We start from the raw sequence: 19,148 nt of genomic DNA, 5'->3' as shown, positions 1-19,148 counted from the left end.
ATGACCCCGGCCGGCACGTATCGACCAGGGCAGCCATCCAACCGCCGTGGTACGCACTGATGAGCACACAGATCCCCGTTAAAGACGTCACTCCTGCCCAGGCTAAGGTCGAAGTTGTTGACCTGTACGCCAACCGCGAAAAAATCTACACCCGCTCCTTCACCGGCATCTTCCGCAACTTGCGCATGCTCGGTGGCGCAGCCCTCTTCCTGTTGTATTTCGGCACTGTATGGTTGACCTGGAATGGCCGTCAGGCTGTTTGGTGGGACCTGCCGGAACGCAAATTTCATATCTTCGGGGCCACCTACTGGCCACAAGACTTTGTCCTGCTCTCAGCACTGCTGATCATCGCCGCCTTCGGTTTGTTCTTTATCACCGTATTCGCCGGGCGCGTCTGGTGCGGCTATACCTGCCCGCAGAGCGTATTCACCTGGGTCTTCATGTGGGCAGAAAAGGTCACCGAAGGTGATCGCAATCAGCGCATGAAACTCGACAAAAACCCGATGACCTCGCAGAAGTTTCTGCGCAAGCTGGCCAAACACAGCATCTGGGTGGGCGTTTCACTGGTCACCGCGATTACCTTCGTCGGCTACTTCACCCCAATCCGCGATCTGATCCCCGATCTGTTTACCCTGCAAGCTGGCGGCTGGGCACTGTTCTGGGTGGGCTTCTTTACCCTGGCCACCTACGGCAACGCCGGTTATCTGCGTGAGCAGGTGTGCATCTACATGTGCCCATATGCGCGCTTCCAGAGCGTGATGTTCGACCAGGACACCTTGATCGTGTCCTACGACCCCCGGCGCGGTGAGCAGCGTGGCCCGCGTAAGCGTGATGCTGATTACAAGGCTGAAGGCCTGGGTGACTGCATCGACTGCAAGATGTGCGTACACGTCTGCCCGACCGGTATCGATATTCGCGACGGCCTGCAGATTGAATGCATCGGTTGCGCAGCCTGTATCGACGCCTGCGACAGCATCATGGAAAAGATGAACTACCCGAAGGGGCTGATCAGCTACACCACCGAACACAACCTCTCCGGGCAAAAGACCCACTTGATACGACCCCGCCTGATTGGCTACGCCATCGCCCTGCTGGCCATGTTCTGCGTATTCAGCTGGGCCATCGTCGATCGCTCGCTAGTGGAGTTGGATGTACTCAAAGACCGCGTGCTCTACCGTGAAAACGAAGAAGGCCGGATCGAGAACGTCTACACCCTGAAAATCATGAACAAGGCCCAACACGAAGTGACCTATCGGATCGAAGCCGATGGCCTCGACGGCCTGGTGTATGAAGGCAAGCGTGAGGTCAAAGCACTGGCTGGCGAGGTACTGTCGCTGCCTGTGGAACTGTCCATCGAACCTGAGAAACTGCCTTCGAGCGCCAATGAAATCAGCTTCCGCTTGCAGGCGGTGGATGACCCAAGCATCAAAACCGACGCCGCCAGCCGCTTTATCGGCCCCAGCGTGCGCTGACCAGAGAAGACCATGACTGAAAAGAACGCCGAGATCATCAAGCCCTGGTACAAGCAATTCTGGCCCTGGTTTCTGATTGGCCTATTGGCCTATTCAGTGGTTCAGGGATTGACCCTGCTGACCATCGCCACAAAGAACCCGCCGGGGCTGATTTCCGATGACTATTACGACGTCGGCAAGGGCATCAACCAGTCACTGGAACGGGAAAACCATGCCATCCGTCTCAAGCTGCACGCCAATCTGCTGCTCAACGATGACGACGGCACCGCCACCCTGCAGCTGAATGGCAACAGCCGCCCGCAGCAGTTGGTGCTCAACCTTATTTCACCGACCCAGCCTGAGCGCGACCGCAGGGTAATCCTGCAGCCGCAGGCCGATGGCAGTTACAGCGGGCAGATGATCGATGCGGTGCAAGGTCGACGCTTTGTTGAGCTGATCGGCCAAGAAGGCGGCAAGGACTGGCGCCTGTTCGAAGAAGAAGACGTGCAAAGCGGCCAAGAAATCCTCCTCGGGGATGCTCAATAGGCACACCGATGGCCACTCCAACTCCCTGCTATCACTGCGGTTTGCCGGTCCCCAGCGGCAGCCGCTTTCAGGCTCAGGTACTGGGCGCTCCCCGTGAAATGTGCTGCCCGGGCTGTCAGGCAGTGGCCGAAGCCATCGTCAGTGGCGGCCTGGAGCACTACTACAGCCACCGTAGCGAAAGCGCCGCCAACCCACAGAGCCTGCCCCAGGCCCTGCCTGATGAACTCGCTCTGTATGACCGCAGCGATGTGCAGCAGCCCTTTGTCGAGCATGACGGTGAGCTCAGTGAGACCTGCCTGCTGATTGAGGGCATCAGCTGCGCGGCCTGTGGCTGGCTGATTGAAAAACACCTGCGTGCCCTACCCGGCGTCAGCGAGGCGCACCTCAATCTGTCCAACCACCGCCTGCAAGTGCGCTGGGCCGACAGTCAGTTACCGTTAAGCCAACTGCTCAAAGCGCTGCGTAAGATCGGCTACGCCGCCCATCCTTGGCAGGCCGATGCCGCCGCCGAACAACTGCAGCGCGAAAACCGCCGCGCCATGCGCGAACTGGGCGTCGCCGGCATGCTGTGGATGCAGGTGATGATGGCGACCATGGCCACTTGGCCGGAATTCAACATTGACCTGTCTCCCGAGCTGGACAAGATCCTGCGCTGGGTCAGCCTGTTTCTCACCACGCCAATTGTCTTCTACTGCTGCGGGCAGTTCTTCCGCGGTGCCCTGCGCGACCTGCGCACACGTCACCTGACCATGGACGTGTCGGTATCACTGGCGATTGGCGGTGCCTATGTCGCCGGCATATGGTCCACCATCACCGGTCAGGGCGAGCTGTATTTCGATGCCGTGGGCATGTTTGCCCTGTTCCTCCTGGCCGGCCGCTACCTGGAACGCCGCGCCCGCGAACGCACCGCCACTGCCACCGCACAGCTGGTCAACCTGCTACCGGCGTCCTGCCTGCGCCTGGATGCCGACGGTCAGAGCCAACGGATTCTGCTCAGCGAATTGCGCGTCGGTGATCAGGTACTGGTACCGCCAGGCGCGCTGCTGCCCGCCGACGGCCGAATTGTCCAAGGCCAGTCGAGCGTCGATGAATCTCTGCTAACCGGCGAATACCTGCCGCAACCGCGTAACGTCGGCGACGCCGTCACCGCCGGCACTCTGAATGTCGAAGGTCCGTTGCAGGTTGAAGTGCAGGCCCTCGGTGACGCTACACGGCTGTCGGCAATCGTCCGCCTGCTGGAGCGCGCGCAGAGCGACAAACCGCGTCTGGCTGTACTCGCCGACCGAGTGGCACAGTGGTTCCTGCTGATTGTTCTAGTCGTTGCGGCTATCGTCGGCTTGGTCTGGTGGCAACTCGACCCATCGCGCGCATTCTGGATTGTGCTGGCCCTGCTGGTCGCCACCTGCCCTTGCGCACTGGCATTGGCCACGCCGACCGCATTGACCGCCGCCACGGGCTCGCTGCACAAGCTCGGCATGCTGCTGACCCGTGGCCACGTACTCGAAGGCCTGAATCAGATCGACACCCTGGTGCTGGACAAGACCGGCACCTTGACCGAAGGCCGCCTGACCCTCAGCGCCATCCACCTGCTGCGCGAGCTGGATGCGGATAGCTGCCTGGCCCTGGCCGCCGCCCTGGAAAACCGTTCCGAACACCCGATTGCCCGCGCCTTCGGCCAAGCGCCTGAGGCGGCCGAACAAGTCGACAGCCATCCAGGCCTCGGCTTGCAAGGGCGCGCCGGGGGACGTTTGCTGCGCATCGGCCAGGCAGACTTCGTCTGCGCACTGAGCACTCAACCCGTCCCGACCATTACCGGCGAACATGGCCAGTGGCTGCTGTTGGGTGACGAACAAGGGCCGCTGGCCTGGTTCGTGCTCGATGACCGCTTGCGCGATGACGCGCCACAACTGATCGCCATGGCCAAAGCCAAATGCTGGCAGATCATGCTGCTGTCCGGCGACAGCTCCCCGATGGTCGCTGAAGTGGCGCGACAACTGGGCATCGACGATGCACGTGGCGGCCTCACCCCGGATGCCAAGCTGGACGTACTGAAGCAGCTACACAGCCAGGGCTGCCGCGTACTGATGCTGGGTGACGGAGTCAATGATGTGCCCGTCCTGGCCGCCGCCGACATCAGCGTGGCCATGGGCAGCGCCACCGACTTGGCGAAAACCAGCGCCGACGCCGTGCTGCTCTCCAATCGTCTGAGCAGCCTGGTACAGGCGCTACACATGGCGCAACGAACCCGTCGGGTGATCATCGAGAACCTCGCCTGGGCCAGTCTGTACAATGGCCTGGTACTGCCCTTCGCCGCCATCGGCTGGATTACCCCAATCTGGGCCGCGCTGGGCATGTCGGTCAGCTCACTGCTGGTGGTACTCAACGCCTTACGACTCACACGCCCGTAAGGGGGTTAACGCCTCACCCAAGCCGCACCTGGAGATCTTATGCCCGCACTCTATATCTTGATCCCAGTCGCCATTGCGCTGGTGGCGTTCGCTATCTGGTTGTTCTTCTGGGCGGTCGACAGTGGTCAGTACGACGACCTGGACGGCCCGGCTCACAGCATTCTGTTCGACGACGAAGACCCAAAACACAAAGCCGCCGTTACCCAGGCGCAGCAACAAGACACGCAGCACGACTCGCAGGAGCCGCCGCGTGCTTGATCTGCTGCCGCTGCTGATCTCGGCCATGATCCTCGGCCTGCTTGGCGGCGGCCATTGCCTGGGCATGTGCGGCGGACTCATGGGCGCACTGACCTTAGCGATCCCGCCCGAACAGCGCGCACAGCGCTTTCAGCTGTTACTGGCCTACAACCTGGGGCGGATTTCCAGTTACACCCTGGCAGGGCTTCTGCTCGGCCTGGCTGGCTGGGCAGTCGCGGCCAGCCCACTGGTAACCGGGTTGCGCGTAATAGCGGCACTGCTGCTGATTGCCATGGGCCTATACCTGGCCGGCTGGTGGAGCGGCCTGACGCGTATCGAAGCCCTTGGTCGCGGCCTGTGGCGCTATATTCAACCCCTGACCCGACGCTTTATGCCCGTCACCAGCCTGCCGCGCGCTCTGGTGCTCGGCAGCCTGTGGGGCTGGCTACCCTGCGGTCTGGTCTATAGCACCCTGCTATGGGCCGCCAGCCAGGGCAACGCGCTCGACAGCGCCGCACTGATGCTGGCCTTCGGCCTGGGCACCTTGCCCGTTCTACTGGCCACCGGCCTGGCCGCCGAACGCCTGACCGCCCTGCTGCGTCAGCGAGGCATCCGCATGGCCGGCGGTATTTTGGTCATCCTGTTCGGTCTGTGGACCCTGCCCGGCCCGCACCAGCACTGGCTAATGGGCCACTGATCGGCAATCGGCGACAGCACGCAGCCGCTTGATACAGGTCAAAACACCCCCAACGTGGCGCACTTAGACTCCCCGGTATTGAAAGCCAAACCGGGAACCCCCGCATGCTCAACGCCATCCAGTGGGACAGCAACCTGATCCGCCGTTATGACCAGGCCGGCCCGCGCTATACCTCTTACCCGACCGCCGTGCAGTTCCATGAGCGCGTTAGCCAGTTCGACCTGCTGCACGCCCTGCGTGATAGCCGCAAAGCCATGCGCCCGCTGTCGCTGTATGTGCACATCCCGTTCTGCGCGCACATCTGCTACTACTGCGCCTGCAACAAGGTCATTACCAAAGATCGCGGGCGCGCCCAGCCTTACCTGGAAAAACTCGAACGCGAAATCGAGATTATTAGCCATCATTTAGACCCGCAGCAGAAGGTCGAACAGCTGCACTTCGGCGGTGGTACGCCGACCTTTCTCAGCCATGATGAATTGCGTCATCTGATGGGTCACCTGCGCCAACACTTCAATCTACTGGATGACGATTCGGGCGATTACAGCATTGAGATCGACCCACGCGAAGCCGACTGGTCAACCATGGGCCTACTCCGTGAGCTCGGTTTCAACCGTGTCAGCTTGGGCGTGCAAGACCTCGACCCGGCCGTGCAGCGAGCCGTGAACCGCCTGCAAACCCTGGAAGAAACCCGCGCCATCATCGAAGCCGCGCACACCCTGCAGTTCCGCTCGGTAAACATCGACCTGATCTACGGCCTACCGCTGCAAACGCCTGAACGCTTCGCCCGCACGGTCGAGGAAATAATAGCCCTGCAACCCGATCGCCTGTCGCTGTTCAACTACGCCCACCTGCCGGAGCGCTTTATGCCGCAGCGGCGCATCAACACCAGCGACCTGCCCAGCCCAGGCGACAAACTAGCCATGTTGCACGCCAGCATCGAGCAACTGAGCGCCGCCGGTTACCGCTATATCGGCATGGATCACTTCGCCTTACCCGATGACGAGCTGGCCAGCGCCCAGGAAGACGGCAGCCTGCAGCGTAACTTCCAGGGCTATACCACCCACGGCCATTGCGACCTGATCGGCCTGGGCGTGTCATCCATCAGCCAGATTGGCGACCTGTACTGCCAGAACATCAGCGATCTAAGCAAATACCAAGACAGCCTCGAACATAGTGAACTGGCCACCTTGCGCGGCCTGCACTGTGATGACGACGATCGTCTGCGCCGTGCAGTGATCCAGCAGCTGATCTGCCATTTCCAACTGCGTTTTATCGACATCGAGCAGGCCTATTCCATCGAATTTCGCCGTTACTTTGCCGATATCTGGCCGCAACTGCAGCAAATGGCCAATGATGGCCTGATCGAATTGAATGCCCAAGGCATCGAGGTCCTGCCAGCAGGCCGCCTACTGGTGCGCTCGCTGTGCATGCTGTTTGATCGCTACCTCAATGAACTCAGCAGGCAGCGTTTCTCGCGGGTTATCTAAAACACCGTTGCGCGTGCCTATGTCATGACAAGGGTGGCCGCTCCTGCACCTGCAGCTCACTCGGAGCCTGCATAGCCTTGATCAGCGTCGTGACGGCGCTGCTTAAGGCCTCCTTGCAGTAGGCCATGTCAGGAGCGTCTACAGCGCCTTCGTGTCGCCCTGAACGCAGCCTTCGACCACAGCACGCTTACGCTCCAGCACAGTATTCATGCCGCTTCCCGCATCGACCAACTCCAGACAAATAGAGAGGCTCATTGCATATCTTTTAAGGTCATCCGACCTATCTCCCGAGCGCCATCAAACTTGATCATGCACTCAAGAACCGCATCCTAGTGGCCCAACCCTGCGCCCTGCTGTAACCTTGCGCTTATTGTGTGTTTATCCAGGATCATTCGAGATGTCCGAAAACATCAAGCTGCACGCACCCCATCAAGCCCATTGCAAGGACTGCAGCCTGGCGAGTTTGTGCCTGCCGCTATCGCTGAATCTGGAAGATATGGACGCCCTCGACGACATCGTCAAACGCGGCCGCCCACTAAAAAAAGGCGAGTTTCTGTTCCGCCAGGGCGATGCCTTCAATTCGGTTTTTGCCGTGCGTGCCGGCGCGCTAAAAACCTTCAGCCTGAGCGATGGCGGTGATGAACAAATCACCGGCTTCCACCTTCCCAGTGAACTGATTGGGCTGTCGGGCATGGACAACGAGACCTATCCGGTATCGGCCGTGGCCCTGGAAACCACCTCAGTGTGTGAAATCCCCTTCGAGCGTCTTGACGAATTGTCGGTGCAGTTGCCGCAACTGCGCCGCCAGCTGATGCGCGTTATGAGCCGGGAGATCCGCGATGACCAACAGATGATGTTGCTGTTGTCGAAGAAAACCGCCGATGAGCGCATCGCCACCTTCCTGGTTAACCTCTCGGCCCGCTTCCGCGCACGCGGTTTCTCGGCCAATCAGTTCCGCCTGGCCATGTCGCGCAACGAAATTGGCAACTATCTAGGTCTTGCAGTAGAGACCGTATCGCGGGTATTTACCCGCTTCCAACAGAACAAGCTGCTCGAAGCCGAAGGCAAAGAAGTGCAGATCCTCGACCCGATCGAGCTGTGCGCCCTGGCTGGCGGTAATCTCGACAGCTGATAGAACCGCCCAGCGCAGGACCCAACAGATGATCTTCGACGAATTCAGCATCAAAACCCTGATCCGCCCGGTGCTGGACTTCCCCAAGCCGGGGGTGATCTTTCGCGACATCACCCCGCTGTTCCAGTCGCCACGTGCACTGCGCATGGTCGCCGACAGTTTTATCCAGCGTTACGTCGAAGCCGATTTCAGCCACATCGGCGCTATGGATGCGCGTGGTTTTCTGATCGGCTCAATCATCGCCTATGAGCTGAACAAGCCCCTGGTGCTGTTTCGCAAGCAAGGCAAACTGCCGGCTGATGTGCTCAGTGAGAGTTATCAAACCGAATACGGCGAAGCCAAGCTCGAAGTGCATGCCGACAGCCTCTGCGAAGGCGACAAAGTGCTGATTTTCGATGACCTGATCGCAACTGGTGGCACCTTGCTCGCGGCTGCACAATTGGTACGACGCATGGGCGCCAGCATCATTGAAGCTGCCGCGATCATCGACCTGCCCGAGCTAGGTGGCTCACAGAAACTGCAGGACAGTGGCATCGCCACTTTCGCCCTTACCCGCTTCGCCCTCACCGACCAGTAATACCCAACAATCAACGAAACACCCGCTTTATTGCGGGCGTTTTGGTTTCCAATTCTCCGAGAGCCTCAGGACGCCTCGGTACGGCTCTCCAATGTTCTGATCACATGTTCAGCCAAGCCAGAGCCGGCTTCACTCATGGTCAGGTAGGTACGATCAGCGCCCGCTTCCTGAATGCGCTTGGCAATGTCTTCGTACATTGCGTGGGACACCAGCAAACCACTAAAACCGCGCTCGCGCAGCTTCTGCGTTGCAATCACCTTGGTCTCTTCATCGTTAAGCGTCAGGATTACTGCATCAACCTTGGGCATATCCAGGTGCTGCCAGAACACCGGATCTTCACCATCGGCAAACAGCACGTGACGCCCAGCCGCCTTACTCTGCTCAATCACAGTAGGGTCGGAATCAAGACCAACCACACGATAGCCTTGCTCCTTCAGATAATCGTAAGCCGCGCGGCCAGTGCGCCCCATGCCCATTACCAATGTTTGTGCATCGCCCAGCGATAGCGGTTGCTCATCGGGGTGGCGGATATTGCGCTCTAGGGGGATTAAGCACCAAGACCAACGCTCGTAGAGCAGATGAACGATACGATTGAGTGGAGCGGAGACAACAAACGACAACGCCACCGTAATGGCCAACGGAATCAGCCATTGCGGCAGCACGACACTGGCCATAATCAGGCCGAATTCGCTGTAGTTGGTAAGGCTGACACCCGCGAGGAAAGCACTGCGCGCGCGCAAGCGAAAGAGCAGAAACAGAAAAAAGAACAGCACGCCCTTGAGCGGCAATAGCAACGTCATCACCAGCGCAAACTTCAGCGCATCCGCATCCGGAAGACCGCCAATCCCGATCTGTAAAAAGAAGCCAACCAAGAAGACTTCTTTGATACCCCACAATGAGTTGGACAACTCGGTAGCGCGCTTATGCTTCGCTAACAACGCGCCAAATGCCAGAGCGCCTAGCTCCGAACTCAGCCCTAATTGCTCAAAGCCGAAGCCACCGACCGCCAACGCCAAAAGCAAGCCAAGCAACAGCAGCAGCTCCTCGTGACCACTGGCATCAAGCAAGCGGAATAACAGAGGACGCAGAAACGGCAAGGCAAAAACCAGCAACGCCCAAGGTGACGGCAAATCCCCAGCCGCCAGGCTCATTACCAGCAAAGCAATCATGTCCTGAAGCACCAGAACACCAATTGCGACACGACCGTGAAACGCCCGAAGCTCGCGCTTACTTTCGAGTACTTTGGCCGCCAACACCGTACTGGAAAATGACAGTGCACTCGCCAGTAATAAACACTGCAACCAAGGTAAATCGAGTAGCAGCCTGATTGCGGGGAGAAACAGCACGCTGGAAATGGCGAAGTGCAGCAACCCACCGCCAATCACCTCGCGCCGCAGCAGATTGCTCGGTTTCAGCTTTAGACCCACGGTAAACAACAACAACAGCACACCCAAATGAGCAATGTGCTGCAGCGCCTCACTGTCATGTGGACCAACACCGATGTACTCACCTACGGCTGCCAAAGCAAAGCCTGCCCCCAGGTAGCCCACCAATGGCGGCAGCCCCACAATTCGTGCAGCCAAGCCCATGCCAAAGGCAAAAGCAATCCAGGCAGCTTCAATCATCAGTAATCCTTATCAGCAGAAACAAGCGCCAAGCCAGCAAACATCTCAGCGAGTCGGGCGAAGTAACTTAATAGCATACGGGCGTAGCGCTTCAGCAATATTGATCAACATCAGCCACCGCAAGTGCAACGGACCGGCTTTCTAACATGCGGTACGCCGCAAGCAAGTCACAGACACCACTGATCACACCAGACTCGCTCAGCGGCAGCTGGCAGAACGCTTGAGTGAGAAATAGCATGCCGCAGATGGCGTGCTGAAGTTTTCCTAGTGCTCAGCACAACGAAACCGACCATTCACCGAAGCCAATAGCCACCCCAAAAGCCTTGATGGACTGCGCCACTCAATGCGTTTTTAGGGAAAAATCGGTGGATTTAAGCTGTGCCCACGGCCCTGAGACGTACCATTTATCAAATACCCAAACACCTGCAGCCCAGTAAAATAGGGCTATAAGGAGTTTCAGGCTGATAAAAAAATGAATAATTGATGTTAAACCCAACACTTCCCGTAAAAACGGCCTATTATGGCTGAGCTGACTTCTTGTAGTTATCAGCAAAACCGCATAGGTGCTATGAACACTCTGGCACCGCAATTCGTATCGATTTAAGAGACACACCATGGCAAATCGCGAAACTGGCACCGTTAAATGGTTCAACGATGAGAAAGGCTTCGGCTTCATCACCCCAACTAACGGCGGCGACGATCTCTTCGTTCACTTCAAAGCTATCCAGAGCGATGGCTTCAAAAGCTTGAAAGAAGGCCAGACTGTTACCTACGTGGCCGCTCGCGGTCAGAAAGGTATGCAAGCTGAAGAGGTACAGGTGGCTTAAGCCTCTGTCCTGCTTTAAAACAAACCCCGCGCTCGCGGGGTTTGTTTTATCTGCTGTTTGTAAAACCCCCAGCGAACCTATAAGCCCATCTGCTTGCTGATGATCTCGTTCATGATTTCACGCGAGCCTCCACCAATCGACAGAATGCGGTTATCGCGGTACAGCCGCTCCACCAGGCTTTCACGCATATAGCCCATGCCGCCCATGATCTGCACGGCGTCGTAGGTCAGTCGATCGGCAATATCAGTGGCGAAGTTCTTGGCCATGGATATTTCCTTAATCACACTTTTACCCGCTGCCATCTTCGCCGCTTGCCGATAGGTAAAGTCGCGCGACACTTCAAGCTGGGTCGCCATCTCCGCCAGACGATGCTTGAGCACCTGGAACTTGCCGATAGGCTTGCCAAACGCTTCGCGCTCTTTGGCCCATTTCAGCGCTTCCTCAAGCGCCAACTGCGCCGTCATATTGGCCATGATCGACAGCGACAAACGCTCACTCTGGAAATTTGCCATGATGCAGGCAAAACCCATATTCTCAGCCCCGATCAGATTGCCTACAGGCACCCTGCAGTCATCGAAGAATAGCTCCGCCGTATCCGACGCCCACCAACCCATCTTCTTCAGCTTGCGCCCTACAGTGAAACCAGGTGTGCCCTTCTCCACCAGCAACAGGCTGACACCACCAAAGCCATCACCACCGGTACGCACAGCAACTGTGTAGTAATCGGCGCGTACGCCACTGGTGATAAAGGTTTTGCTGCCACTCACGCGGTAGTAGTCGCCATCGCGCACTGCACGAGTTTTCAGATTGGCCACATCCGAGCCGCCGGACGGTTCGGTCACCGCCAGTGCCATGATCTTCTCACCTGCCAACACCTGCGGCACGATGCGCTCGCGTATCTCCGGCTTGGCCCACTTCACCACGGGAGGCAAACCGATATCCAGCGATCCAAGCCCGGCCACGAGACCACCAGAGCCCGAGCGCATCAACTCCTCGCTGGCAGCAACCTTGGCAAACACATCACCCTCATGACTGCCTCCAAACCCTTCTGGGTAACCGATGCCGAGAATCCCAGCCGCACCCGCCTTCAGATAAAGCTCGCGAGGAAATTCCTCAGCTTCTTCCCACTCATTGATATGCGGCAGAATTTCGCGCTCGACAAAGCGCCGAACTGAATCGCGCACCAACTGGTGTGAGTCGTCAAAATATTCTTGGAAGGCAGACATGAGGTAACTCCGCTAAGGTTTCAGCGAAATTACCAAGCGCTTGCTTGGTTTACAAGAGGATGCTTAAAAAGGCGCTAACGCAAATCGAGTCGTTAGACAATCGCAGGCTAAAGCAAGATAGGCCGCCGCCCAGCAATCGAATGCGCCAAGGTACCGCCATCGACCAATTCCAGCTCACCACCCAAAGGCATACCGTGGGCAATGCGCGAAGCAACTAGACCTTTGCCCGCTAACAGCTGAGCGATGTAATGCGCTGTAGCCTCACCCTCGACCGTTGGGTTGGTTGCCAGAATCACCTCACTAAAACTGCCTGCTGCGATGCGCTCTAGCAGCTCTGGAATGCCTATTGCCTCTGGGCCCAAGCCATCGAGTGGCGACAAGTGCCCCTTGAGCACAAAGTAGCGACCGCGAAACCCTGTGTGCTCGACGGCATAAACATCCATCGGCCCCTCAACGACGCACAGCAGGCTGTCATCTCGACGCGGATTAAGACAAATCTGGCACTCATCCTCCTCGCTCAGGCTGCGGCATTGCTTGCAGTATCCGACCCCACTCATCGCTTGAGTCAGCGCTTGAGCCAGACGCAGCGCTCCTGCCCGATCACGCTCAAGCATTTGTAACGCCATACGTTGAGCGGTCTTTTGCCCAACGCCGGGAAGGATGCGTAGAGAGTCAATCAGGTGACGGATCAGCGGGCTAAAGCTCATGGGAAATACTCAACGACAACAAAGATTGAAGCACTTGCTATATCAGTCACCCTGCAAGCTGTTAATACCTTGCAGAGCTAGCCATAAGCGGGGGCAGACTGAGGGCGCCTACACCCGCTGCAGCGCAGTCATCTGCGCTAGCCGGGATAACTTTTTAGAACGGCATTTTGAAGCCTGGTGGCATCTGCATACCCGCCGTCACACCGGACATCTTATCCTGACTATTCTGCTCAACTTTGCGCACGGCATCGTTCACCGCAGCAGCAATCAGGTCCTCAAGGATTTCCTTGTCTTCTTGCATCAGACTGTCATCCAGGCTGACACGCTTGATATCGTGACGCCCAGTCATGACCACGCTGACCAAGCCAGCACCGGATTGACCGGTGACTTCGGCGTTCGCCAGCTCTTCCTGCATCTTCTGCATTTTTTCCTGCATCTGCTGAGCCTGCTTCATCAGGCCGGCCATGCCACCTTTCATCATGGGGTAATCCTCGGTAATTAGGGGTTAACAGGAGTATCTAGGGGTTCAATGCTGTCTGCGCGAATCACCGCACCGAATTGCTGAATCATCTGCTGGACCAAAGGATCCTTCTCGATCGACGCCTCTGCATCACGCTGTCGATTAGCGCGTTTGCGCGCCGCAGCCTGCGCAGGGGTTTCCTGCTCAGGCTTATGCAACTCAATCAACACACTGAGTTCGCGCCCGTGAAACTGATTAAGCGCATCATTAAGACGCCGCTGCTGAGTTGAGTTGAACAGCGCCGACTGCGCAGGATCGAGGTGCAACAACCAGTTATCGCCCTCAACAGAAATCAACGTGCAGTTGGCTCCGATACTGCCAGTCATCCCAGACAACCCAAGTTTAGGGAATAACTCCAGCCACTCAGCAGCAAGCCCTGTTGCCGGCTGGGCAGCGGGTAACACCTCTGACTCGGCAGACTCACTGCGCTCTACGGCGTCAAAATCATAATCAAACGACTCGGCATCCATCTCGACATAGTCGTAGTCGCCCAGCGGCGGCTCATCGTCGTCATCAACCAACGATGTCACGGGGAGCGGATCGGGTATTGCGGGCTGTGGCACTTCAACAATTACATCGCCAGTAATAGGCACGACAGGTTCATGCGCATTAGAAACCGGCGTCTGAACCGGCTCTTCCCAGGGCAAGTCAACAACCTTTTTAGGGGCAATGTCGACAGACGCAGACTGCACGGCAGGCTCTTTGACAACTTCAGGCGCCAACACAACGTGCGGCTCAACAACAGCAGCGGGTGGCGCCTCAACAACTGGCGCCGGCTGAGATTCAGCGACAATTGCAACAGAAGTGCTAACCGGAGCTGCGTGAGCAGTACCGGCCACTGGGTTGTTCGCGGGATCAGCAGTGGCCTGGCTAATCCCTAGCGGCTTTAGCACCACCCTGGGCGCATCATGAGTATCCGCTGGGCGGAAGGCCAGCATACGCAACAACACCATCTCGAAGCCGCTACGCGGATCTGGCGACAATGGTAAATCGCGTCGTCCAATCAACCCCATTTGATAATAGAACTGCACGTCCTCACTGGGCAGGACGCTCGCCAGCTCAAGGACCCGCTCACGGTCGCCCTGACCATTATCCACGGCCTCGGGCAGCGCCTGTGCAATAGCCACACGGTGTAGCACATTGAGTATTTCGGATAACACACCATTCCAGTCCGGCCCCTGCTCTGCCAAGTGCCGCACCGCTTCAATAAGGCCGCGGGCATCTCCCTCAAGCAAAGCATGCAACACGCCATAAACCTGACCATGGTCGAGAGTCCCCAACATGGCACGCACATCAGCCGCTAAAACTTTGCCCTCACCAAAAGCGATCGCCTGATCGGTCAAGCTCATGGCGTCACGCATGGAGCCGTCTGCTGCTCGGCCGAGTAGCCACAGCGCATCATTTTCAAATGGAATCTGTTCGGCGGCCAAAACATGACTAAGGTGATCAACCACTCGCTCTGGCGGCATGTTCTTCAGCGAGAACTGCAAACAACGCGACAGCACTGTCACCGGCAGTTTCTGTGGGTCAGTTGTCGCCAAAAGGAATTTGACGTGAGGAGGCGGCTCTTCCAGTGTTTTTAACAGGGCGTTGAAGGAGCTGGTGGAGAGCATGTGCACTTCGTCGATCAGGTAGACCTTGAAACGTCCACGGCTGGGCGAATACTGCACGTTATCGAGCAACTCGCGGGTGTCTTCCACCTTGGTCCGGCTGGCCGCATCGACCTCAATCAGGTCAATAAAGCGACCTTCATCAATCTCTTTACAGATCGAACAAACACCGCAGGGTGTCGAGCTGATGCCAGTTTCACAATTCAGGCACTTGGCAATAATCCGCGCAATCGTTGTCTTACCTACGCCACGCGTACCCGTGAACAAATAGGCGTGGTGCAGACGTTGACTATCGAGCGCATTGATAAGCGCCCGAAGCACATGAGTCTGGCCAACCATTTCGCTGAACGAGCGCGGACGCCACTTACGTGCAAGAACCTGATAACTCATCGAAACCCGTCACGAGAGGAAAGCAAAAGTGACGCTAATCCTAACGGAGCAGGGGCTAAATTGCATCTGATGCGCAGCCCACGAATGACCGCCCAGCAGATTACTGACAAATGAGCTGGCTAATAATTAACCAAGCGAGTATTCTCTGCCCTGTTCGTACCACGCTGTAAGTCAATTAGGCCTTTTGGCCACCTCGATGGTTCCCAAGCAAGAGCGCATAACCCAAGGGTAATGCCGCACAGCTCTAGCCTCTCGACCCAACCTGCTGACTGATCTGGCCGTCCCGCGCAAGCGCTGACTCAAGCCCGCCTCCGAAGTACCGACCCGCACAAAGCAACCTAAATGGGAACTTGTGCGCGCAGTCCAGCTCCAATTTGCACATGCAATAGACAATTTAAGTCGACCGCCTGGAGCTCTATTAAGCGCAATGACGCGCCTGCTGTTTTAGGAAATACCAAAAAATGAATACTCAACACCAAATTCAGGATGCCATTCGCACCCTATCTAGTGCATTTGCACCGCTTGATTGCCGCATCCTTGCCGCCCGCAAAGGCAGCTTTAGCTTCACCATCGTCAACGATGCTGGCATCGCCAAGCACAGTCAGCGCCTATATCCCGGCCAGTACGGTGCCGCGCACCTACAGCAAGTCATTGAGCGTGCCCGACAATCACTGGCGGCCTGATTACCGAAGGTAGCGAACCATCGAGCCATCTTGGGGTCTGAATCTATCACCCTCAGGATGGAGCATCGTCATGGATAGCATTAATCGCCAACTCGTCGAACAGCTGTTTTCCCCACTGCGCGCCACATTCAGCACGCCCCGCCCAGATGGCGGAATCGTCCTATCATTACTCGATGCTAGCGACGCCACTGCCTATAGCCGCGTACTCAGCGCCGCTCAACGTGCTGACTCACAGGCATTCGCACAAAGCCTTGAAGACATCCGCCTAGAGCTTGCAATGCGCTCTGGCAACATCCCCGCCGACATGCGCAAAGCACTAAAGGAGCAGGACAGCGTCCTCAGCTACCAGATAAACTGAGGAGGCGCGAGGCCCAGCTCACTGCCGGGCCCGCAATATAATTGCCCTTACGATCATCGCGAAAAGCATTTTTTAATCGACAGCCATGAGCAGTGATGGCCAGTGCACTGACTGCCAGCTAAGCGCAATAAAAGACAAGGACGCTAATTCACGCTCAGCAGAGATCGATGACTAACAGACAGGGTATTTGATGATAGAGAGAATGGAGACTGGTACTTACTCAGTAGATGAGCCGTTACCATAGGGATATTGGAGGCAGCCCTGCCAGCCACACCTCGGCACACAATGTCACCGCTGCGGCTGCTCCCTTCCAGGCCTGACCGGGTTCACGGTTAATCGTTGCGAGGGGACCGGCAGGACCACCATAACGCAGCTCACCAGAAGCGAGCCGAGGTATTGTACCGGCTTGACTTGAAGTTACAACCGTTTCAAACACTTAGCCTAATTAATCGCGCGCTAGACGCGAAACCTACCAACCAACTTAGTCAATCCATGTGACAACTCAGATAGCCGCTGACTGGCCTTAGCGCTCTGCTCAGAGGTTTTTGCTGCTTCATCAGACAGATCGCGAATATCACTGATATTACGTGCAATCTCCTCGGTCACACTGCTCTGCTCCTCACAAGCTGTTGCGATCTGCGCCGTCATGTCGTTGATACGCTGTACCGAATCGCTAGTGTCAGTGAGTGCCTGATCCACGCCAGCCGCTTGCTCAACACTTTGTCGCGCCCTGGTACTTCCTGAATGAGTCGCCTTAACGGCATTCTGCACACCAACTTGCAGGCGCTCGATCATCACCTGGATATCCTTAGTCGATTCCTGCGTACGTGCTGCCAGTGCACGCACCTCATCCGCCACAACCGCGAAACCGCGCCCCTGCTCTCCGGCGCGTGCCGCCTCAATCGCCGCATTCAATGCTAACAAGTTGGTTTGCTCAGCAATGCCCCTGATAACAGCTAGTACCGCACCAATATTGGTGGCTTCCTGCTCAAGGGTTTGGATAGTTACCGAAGCACTTTCGACTTCTTGCGCCAACTGACGAATAGAGTTGATCGTTGCTCCAACAACTCGCGCGCCCTCTCGTGATTGAGCTTCTGCACCACGAGCCGCGTCAGCTGCATTTTGCGCATTACGTGCTACTTCATGCACAGCAGAGCTCATCTGCGTTGCCGCAGTACTCACCTGATCTACTGCTGCGTGCTCACTGCTGATCAACCTATCATTGGCTGCTGCCATCCCTGCCAGATTTTGCGCAGAGCTTTCGACCTCACCCGTAACTCGACCAACCTCTTTTATCAACGGCTGCAATTTATCGAGAAAGCGATTGAATGCATGACTGAGCTTACCCAACTCATCATTAGACAACACATCCAAGCGCACCCGCAGATCGCCATCACCGTCAGCAACCTGCTCAATACGGTTAAGCAAGTTATGTAATGGCCTCGTGACAAGGATTGGAAAACCAACGACCAATACGAGACAAACGACTAAGCCGATGGCAATAATCACCCCCTGCTGCCAGCTCAGAGTTTCGCCCAGCGCTATGGCTGCAAGCCCTTCGGCATTAGCTGCCAGATCATCCATCTCGCCCAGCTTGTCAATCGCGGTGCGCATTGCCTCAAACTGCTCTTCGCTACTACCGAAACTCAACACACTTGCCGCCTGAGGATCACTGATAGCTAACTGTAAGACCTTTTGCGAGGTTGCCTTCCAGCGCTCGAAGCCTGCGTCGAACTGCGTAACTAATAGCATCGCTTCACTGCCAGGCTGCATACCTGCGAATTTATGTACGCGGTCATAAGCCTGCTGCAAGTTCTCCGTATGGGCTGCTGTCAGCGCATCAGCATTTGCCCCCACCCCTTCATCAAGTAAGCTGCGCTCTGCAACAAACGCCTGATAGAGATCGCGATCCGCATTCAACAGCAAGCTAATGCCCGGCAAGAAACGATTAGTCAGCTTCGTGCTTGAGTCCGCGACCTGGGTAATCCCTCGCATCCCGAGAACACCCATAGAAACAAGCAAAACCGCCAGCAACAAAATGGGAAGTGCGATCTTCCAGCGAAAACCTAAATCAGCAAAGACACGCAGCATGCTGGCTCTCCAAAACAATGACTAAGTAACATCAGCATAGACCGCGCCCCAGACTCACTGCGAATGACTTTTGCGCACGCAAATTTTCACTGAGGGCAGATACCCTGACCCGCACTCAATCCGCATCAACCCAAAAGGAACGTAACCATGGCAATAACTAAAGATCAGCTGATCAACGACATTGCGGAAGCCATCGACACACCGAAAAGCACAGTACGCGCAGCACTTGAACAGTTGAGCGAGATCGTATCCGACGCACTGGAAAATGGTGACGAGATCACTCTACCCGGCATTGGTAAACTTAAAGTGAGCGAGCGCCCCGCGCGTACCGGCCGCAACCCAAAAACCGGTGTAGCGCTACAAATTTCTGCCAAGAAAATCGTCAAATACGTACCGGCAAAAGCGCTAAGCGACGCAATAAACTGAGTTTAGGTGCGCTCTGTAGGAGCGCACTTCGTAACAGAGCCAACGCTAGGCTTTAAAAATTTTCTGTGCCCAAAGTAAAACCCCCGACCAGTTTCCTGATCGGGGGTTTTGGTGTAGGTGCTTGACGATGACCTACTCTCACATGGGGAG

The 19,148-nt window shown here is 56.8% G+C and carries 18 protein-coding genes, 1 other RNA gene and 1 pseudogene; 12 read left to right on the top strand and 8 right to left on the bottom strand.

Features of this window, described 5'->3' with window-relative positions; translation table 11 throughout:
- Window positions 1–59 precede the first annotated feature (59 nt).
- From ccoG to N1078_RS13760, 8 genes are all read left to right on the top strand, one after another.
- Window positions 60–1,472, top strand: coding sequence for a cytochrome c oxidase accessory protein CcoG (ccoG, locus tag N1078_RS13795; RefSeq protein WP_274088745.1), 1,413 nt, complete (start codon window positions 60–62; stop codon window positions 1,470–1,472).
- Window positions 1,473–1,484: 12 nt separating this feature from the next.
- Window positions 1,485–1,997, top strand: a complete 513-nt coding sequence (locus N1078_RS13790; protein WP_274088744.1) for a FixH family protein — start codon at window positions 1,485–1,487, stop codon at window positions 1,995–1,997.
- A gap of 8 nt (window positions 1,998–2,005) precedes the next feature.
- Window positions 2,006–4,405, top strand: a complete 2,400-nt coding sequence (locus N1078_RS13785; protein ID WP_274088743.1) for a heavy metal translocating P-type ATPase — start codon at window positions 2,006–2,008, stop codon at window positions 4,403–4,405.
- Window positions 4,406–4,444: 39 nt separating this feature from the next.
- Window positions 4,445–4,663: a cbb3-type cytochrome oxidase assembly protein CcoS gene (gene ccoS, locus N1078_RS13780; RefSeq protein WP_274088742.1), complete on the top strand. Its 219-nt coding sequence runs from the start codon at window positions 4,445–4,447 to the stop codon at window positions 4,661–4,663.
- Window positions 4,656–5,339 carry a sulfite exporter TauE/SafE family protein gene (locus N1078_RS13775; protein ID WP_274088741.1) on the top strand — a complete coding sequence of 228 codons (684 nt, stop codon included), beginning with the start codon at window positions 4,656–4,658 and terminating at the stop codon, window positions 5,337–5,339. Before ccoS ends, N1078_RS13775 begins: the two co-directional genes overlap by 8 nt.
- A 104-nt stretch (window positions 5,340–5,443) precedes the next feature.
- Window positions 5,444–6,826, top strand: a complete 1,383-nt coding sequence (hemN, locus tag N1078_RS13770; protein ID WP_274088740.1) for an oxygen-independent coproporphyrinogen III oxidase — start codon at window positions 5,444–5,446, stop codon at window positions 6,824–6,826.
- A 397-nt stretch (window positions 6,827–7,223) separates the two neighbouring features.
- Window positions 7,224–7,958, top strand: coding sequence for a fumarate/nitrate reduction transcriptional regulator Fnr (fnr, locus tag N1078_RS13765; RefSeq protein WP_274088739.1), 735 nt, complete (start codon window positions 7,224–7,226; stop codon window positions 7,956–7,958).
- A 28-nt stretch (window positions 7,959–7,986) separates the two neighbouring features.
- On the top strand, window positions 7,987–8,535 hold the full coding sequence (locus N1078_RS13760) for an adenine phosphoribosyltransferase (RefSeq protein WP_274088738.1): 549 nt from the start codon (window positions 7,987–7,989) through the stop codon (window positions 8,533–8,535).
- 65 nt (window positions 8,536–8,600) lie between these two features.
- Here the strand turns inward: N1078_RS13760 and N1078_RS13755 are convergent, their stop codons facing one another.
- Complete coding sequence (locus tag N1078_RS13755; RefSeq protein ID WP_274088737.1) at window positions 8,601–10,160, bottom strand: cation:proton antiporter family protein; 1,560 nt, start codon at window positions 10,158–10,160, stop codon at window positions 8,601–8,603.
- 614 nt (window positions 10,161–10,774) lie between these two features.
- On the opposite strand from N1078_RS13755, the gene N1078_RS13750 reads away from it, so the two are divergent.
- Window positions 10,775–10,987, top strand: coding sequence for a cold-shock protein (locus N1078_RS13750; RefSeq protein ID WP_069516724.1), 213 nt, complete (start codon window positions 10,775–10,777; stop codon window positions 10,985–10,987).
- Window positions 10,988–11,064: 77 nt separating this feature from the next.
- On the opposite strand, the gene N1078_RS13745 is transcribed toward N1078_RS13750, so the two are convergent.
- The 4 genes from N1078_RS13745 to dnaX form a co-directional block, all read right to left on the bottom strand.
- Window positions 11,065–12,213: an acyl-CoA dehydrogenase family protein gene (locus N1078_RS13745; protein ID WP_274088736.1), complete on the bottom strand. Its 1,149-nt coding sequence runs from the start codon at window positions 12,211–12,213 to the stop codon at window positions 11,065–11,067.
- Window positions 12,214–12,320: 107 nt separating this feature from the next.
- Complete coding sequence (gene recR, locus N1078_RS13740) at window positions 12,321–12,920, bottom strand: recombination mediator RecR (RefSeq protein WP_274088735.1); 600 nt, start codon at window positions 12,918–12,920, stop codon at window positions 12,321–12,323.
- A 154-nt stretch (window positions 12,921–13,074) separates the two neighbouring features.
- Window positions 13,075–13,401, bottom strand: a complete 327-nt coding sequence (locus tag N1078_RS13735; RefSeq protein ID WP_090242388.1) for a YbaB/EbfC family nucleoid-associated protein — start codon at window positions 13,399–13,401, stop codon at window positions 13,075–13,077.
- Window positions 13,402–13,418: 17 nt separating this feature from the next.
- Window positions 13,419–15,440 carry a DNA polymerase III subunit gamma/tau gene (dnaX, locus tag N1078_RS13730; RefSeq protein ID WP_274088734.1) on the bottom strand — a complete coding sequence of 674 codons (2,022 nt, stop codon included), beginning with the start codon at window positions 15,438–15,440 and terminating at the stop codon, window positions 13,419–13,421.
- Window positions 15,441–15,901: 461 nt separating this feature from the next.
- Between dnaX and N1078_RS13725 the strand changes: the two genes are divergently transcribed.
- Together N1078_RS13725 and N1078_RS13720 are read left to right on the top strand one after the other, a co-directional pair.
- Window positions 15,902–16,123: a hypothetical protein gene (locus N1078_RS13725; RefSeq protein WP_090242392.1), complete on the top strand. Its 222-nt coding sequence runs from the start codon at window positions 15,902–15,904 to the stop codon at window positions 16,121–16,123.
- A gap of 70 nt (window positions 16,124–16,193) precedes the next feature.
- On the top strand, window positions 16,194–16,481 hold the full coding sequence (locus N1078_RS13720) for a DUF3509 domain-containing protein (protein ID WP_274088733.1): 288 nt from the start codon (window positions 16,194–16,196) through the stop codon (window positions 16,479–16,481).
- 259 nt (window positions 16,482–16,740) lie between these two features.
- Here the strand turns inward: N1078_RS13720 and ffs are convergent.
- The 3 genes and pseudogenes from ffs to N1078_RS19715 all read right to left on the bottom strand — a co-directional run.
- Window positions 16,741–16,837, bottom strand: an RNA gene (ffs, locus tag N1078_RS13715) — signal recognition particle sRNA small type.
- Between the two features lie 100 nt (window positions 16,838–16,937).
- Window positions 16,938–17,717, bottom strand: coding sequence for a methyl-accepting chemotaxis protein (locus tag N1078_RS19720; protein WP_425917979.1), 780 nt, complete (start codon window positions 17,715–17,717; stop codon window positions 16,938–16,940).
- Window positions 17,718–17,795: 78 nt separating this feature from the next.
- Window positions 17,796–18,572: pseudogene (locus tag N1078_RS19715) on the bottom strand (MCP four helix bundle domain-containing protein); the annotation flags it as partial.
- A 147-nt stretch (window positions 18,573–18,719) separates the two neighbouring features.
- Between N1078_RS19715 and N1078_RS13705 the strand changes: the two are divergent.
- Window positions 18,720–18,998 carry an HU family DNA-binding protein gene (locus N1078_RS13705; RefSeq protein WP_274088731.1) on the top strand — a complete coding sequence of 93 codons (279 nt, stop codon included), beginning with the start codon at window positions 18,720–18,722 and terminating at the stop codon, window positions 18,996–18,998.
- Window positions 18,999–19,148 lie beyond the last annotated feature (150 nt).

The organism is Pseudomonas sp. MIL19 (assembly GCF_028680365.1).
Taxonomy (GTDB): Bacteria; Pseudomonadota; Gammaproteobacteria; order Pseudomonadales; family Pseudomonadaceae; genus Aquipseudomonas; species Aquipseudomonas spirodelae.
The sequence above is the reverse complement of the archived record's forward strand: the minus strand, read 5'-3'. Positions and strand labels throughout refer to the sequence as shown.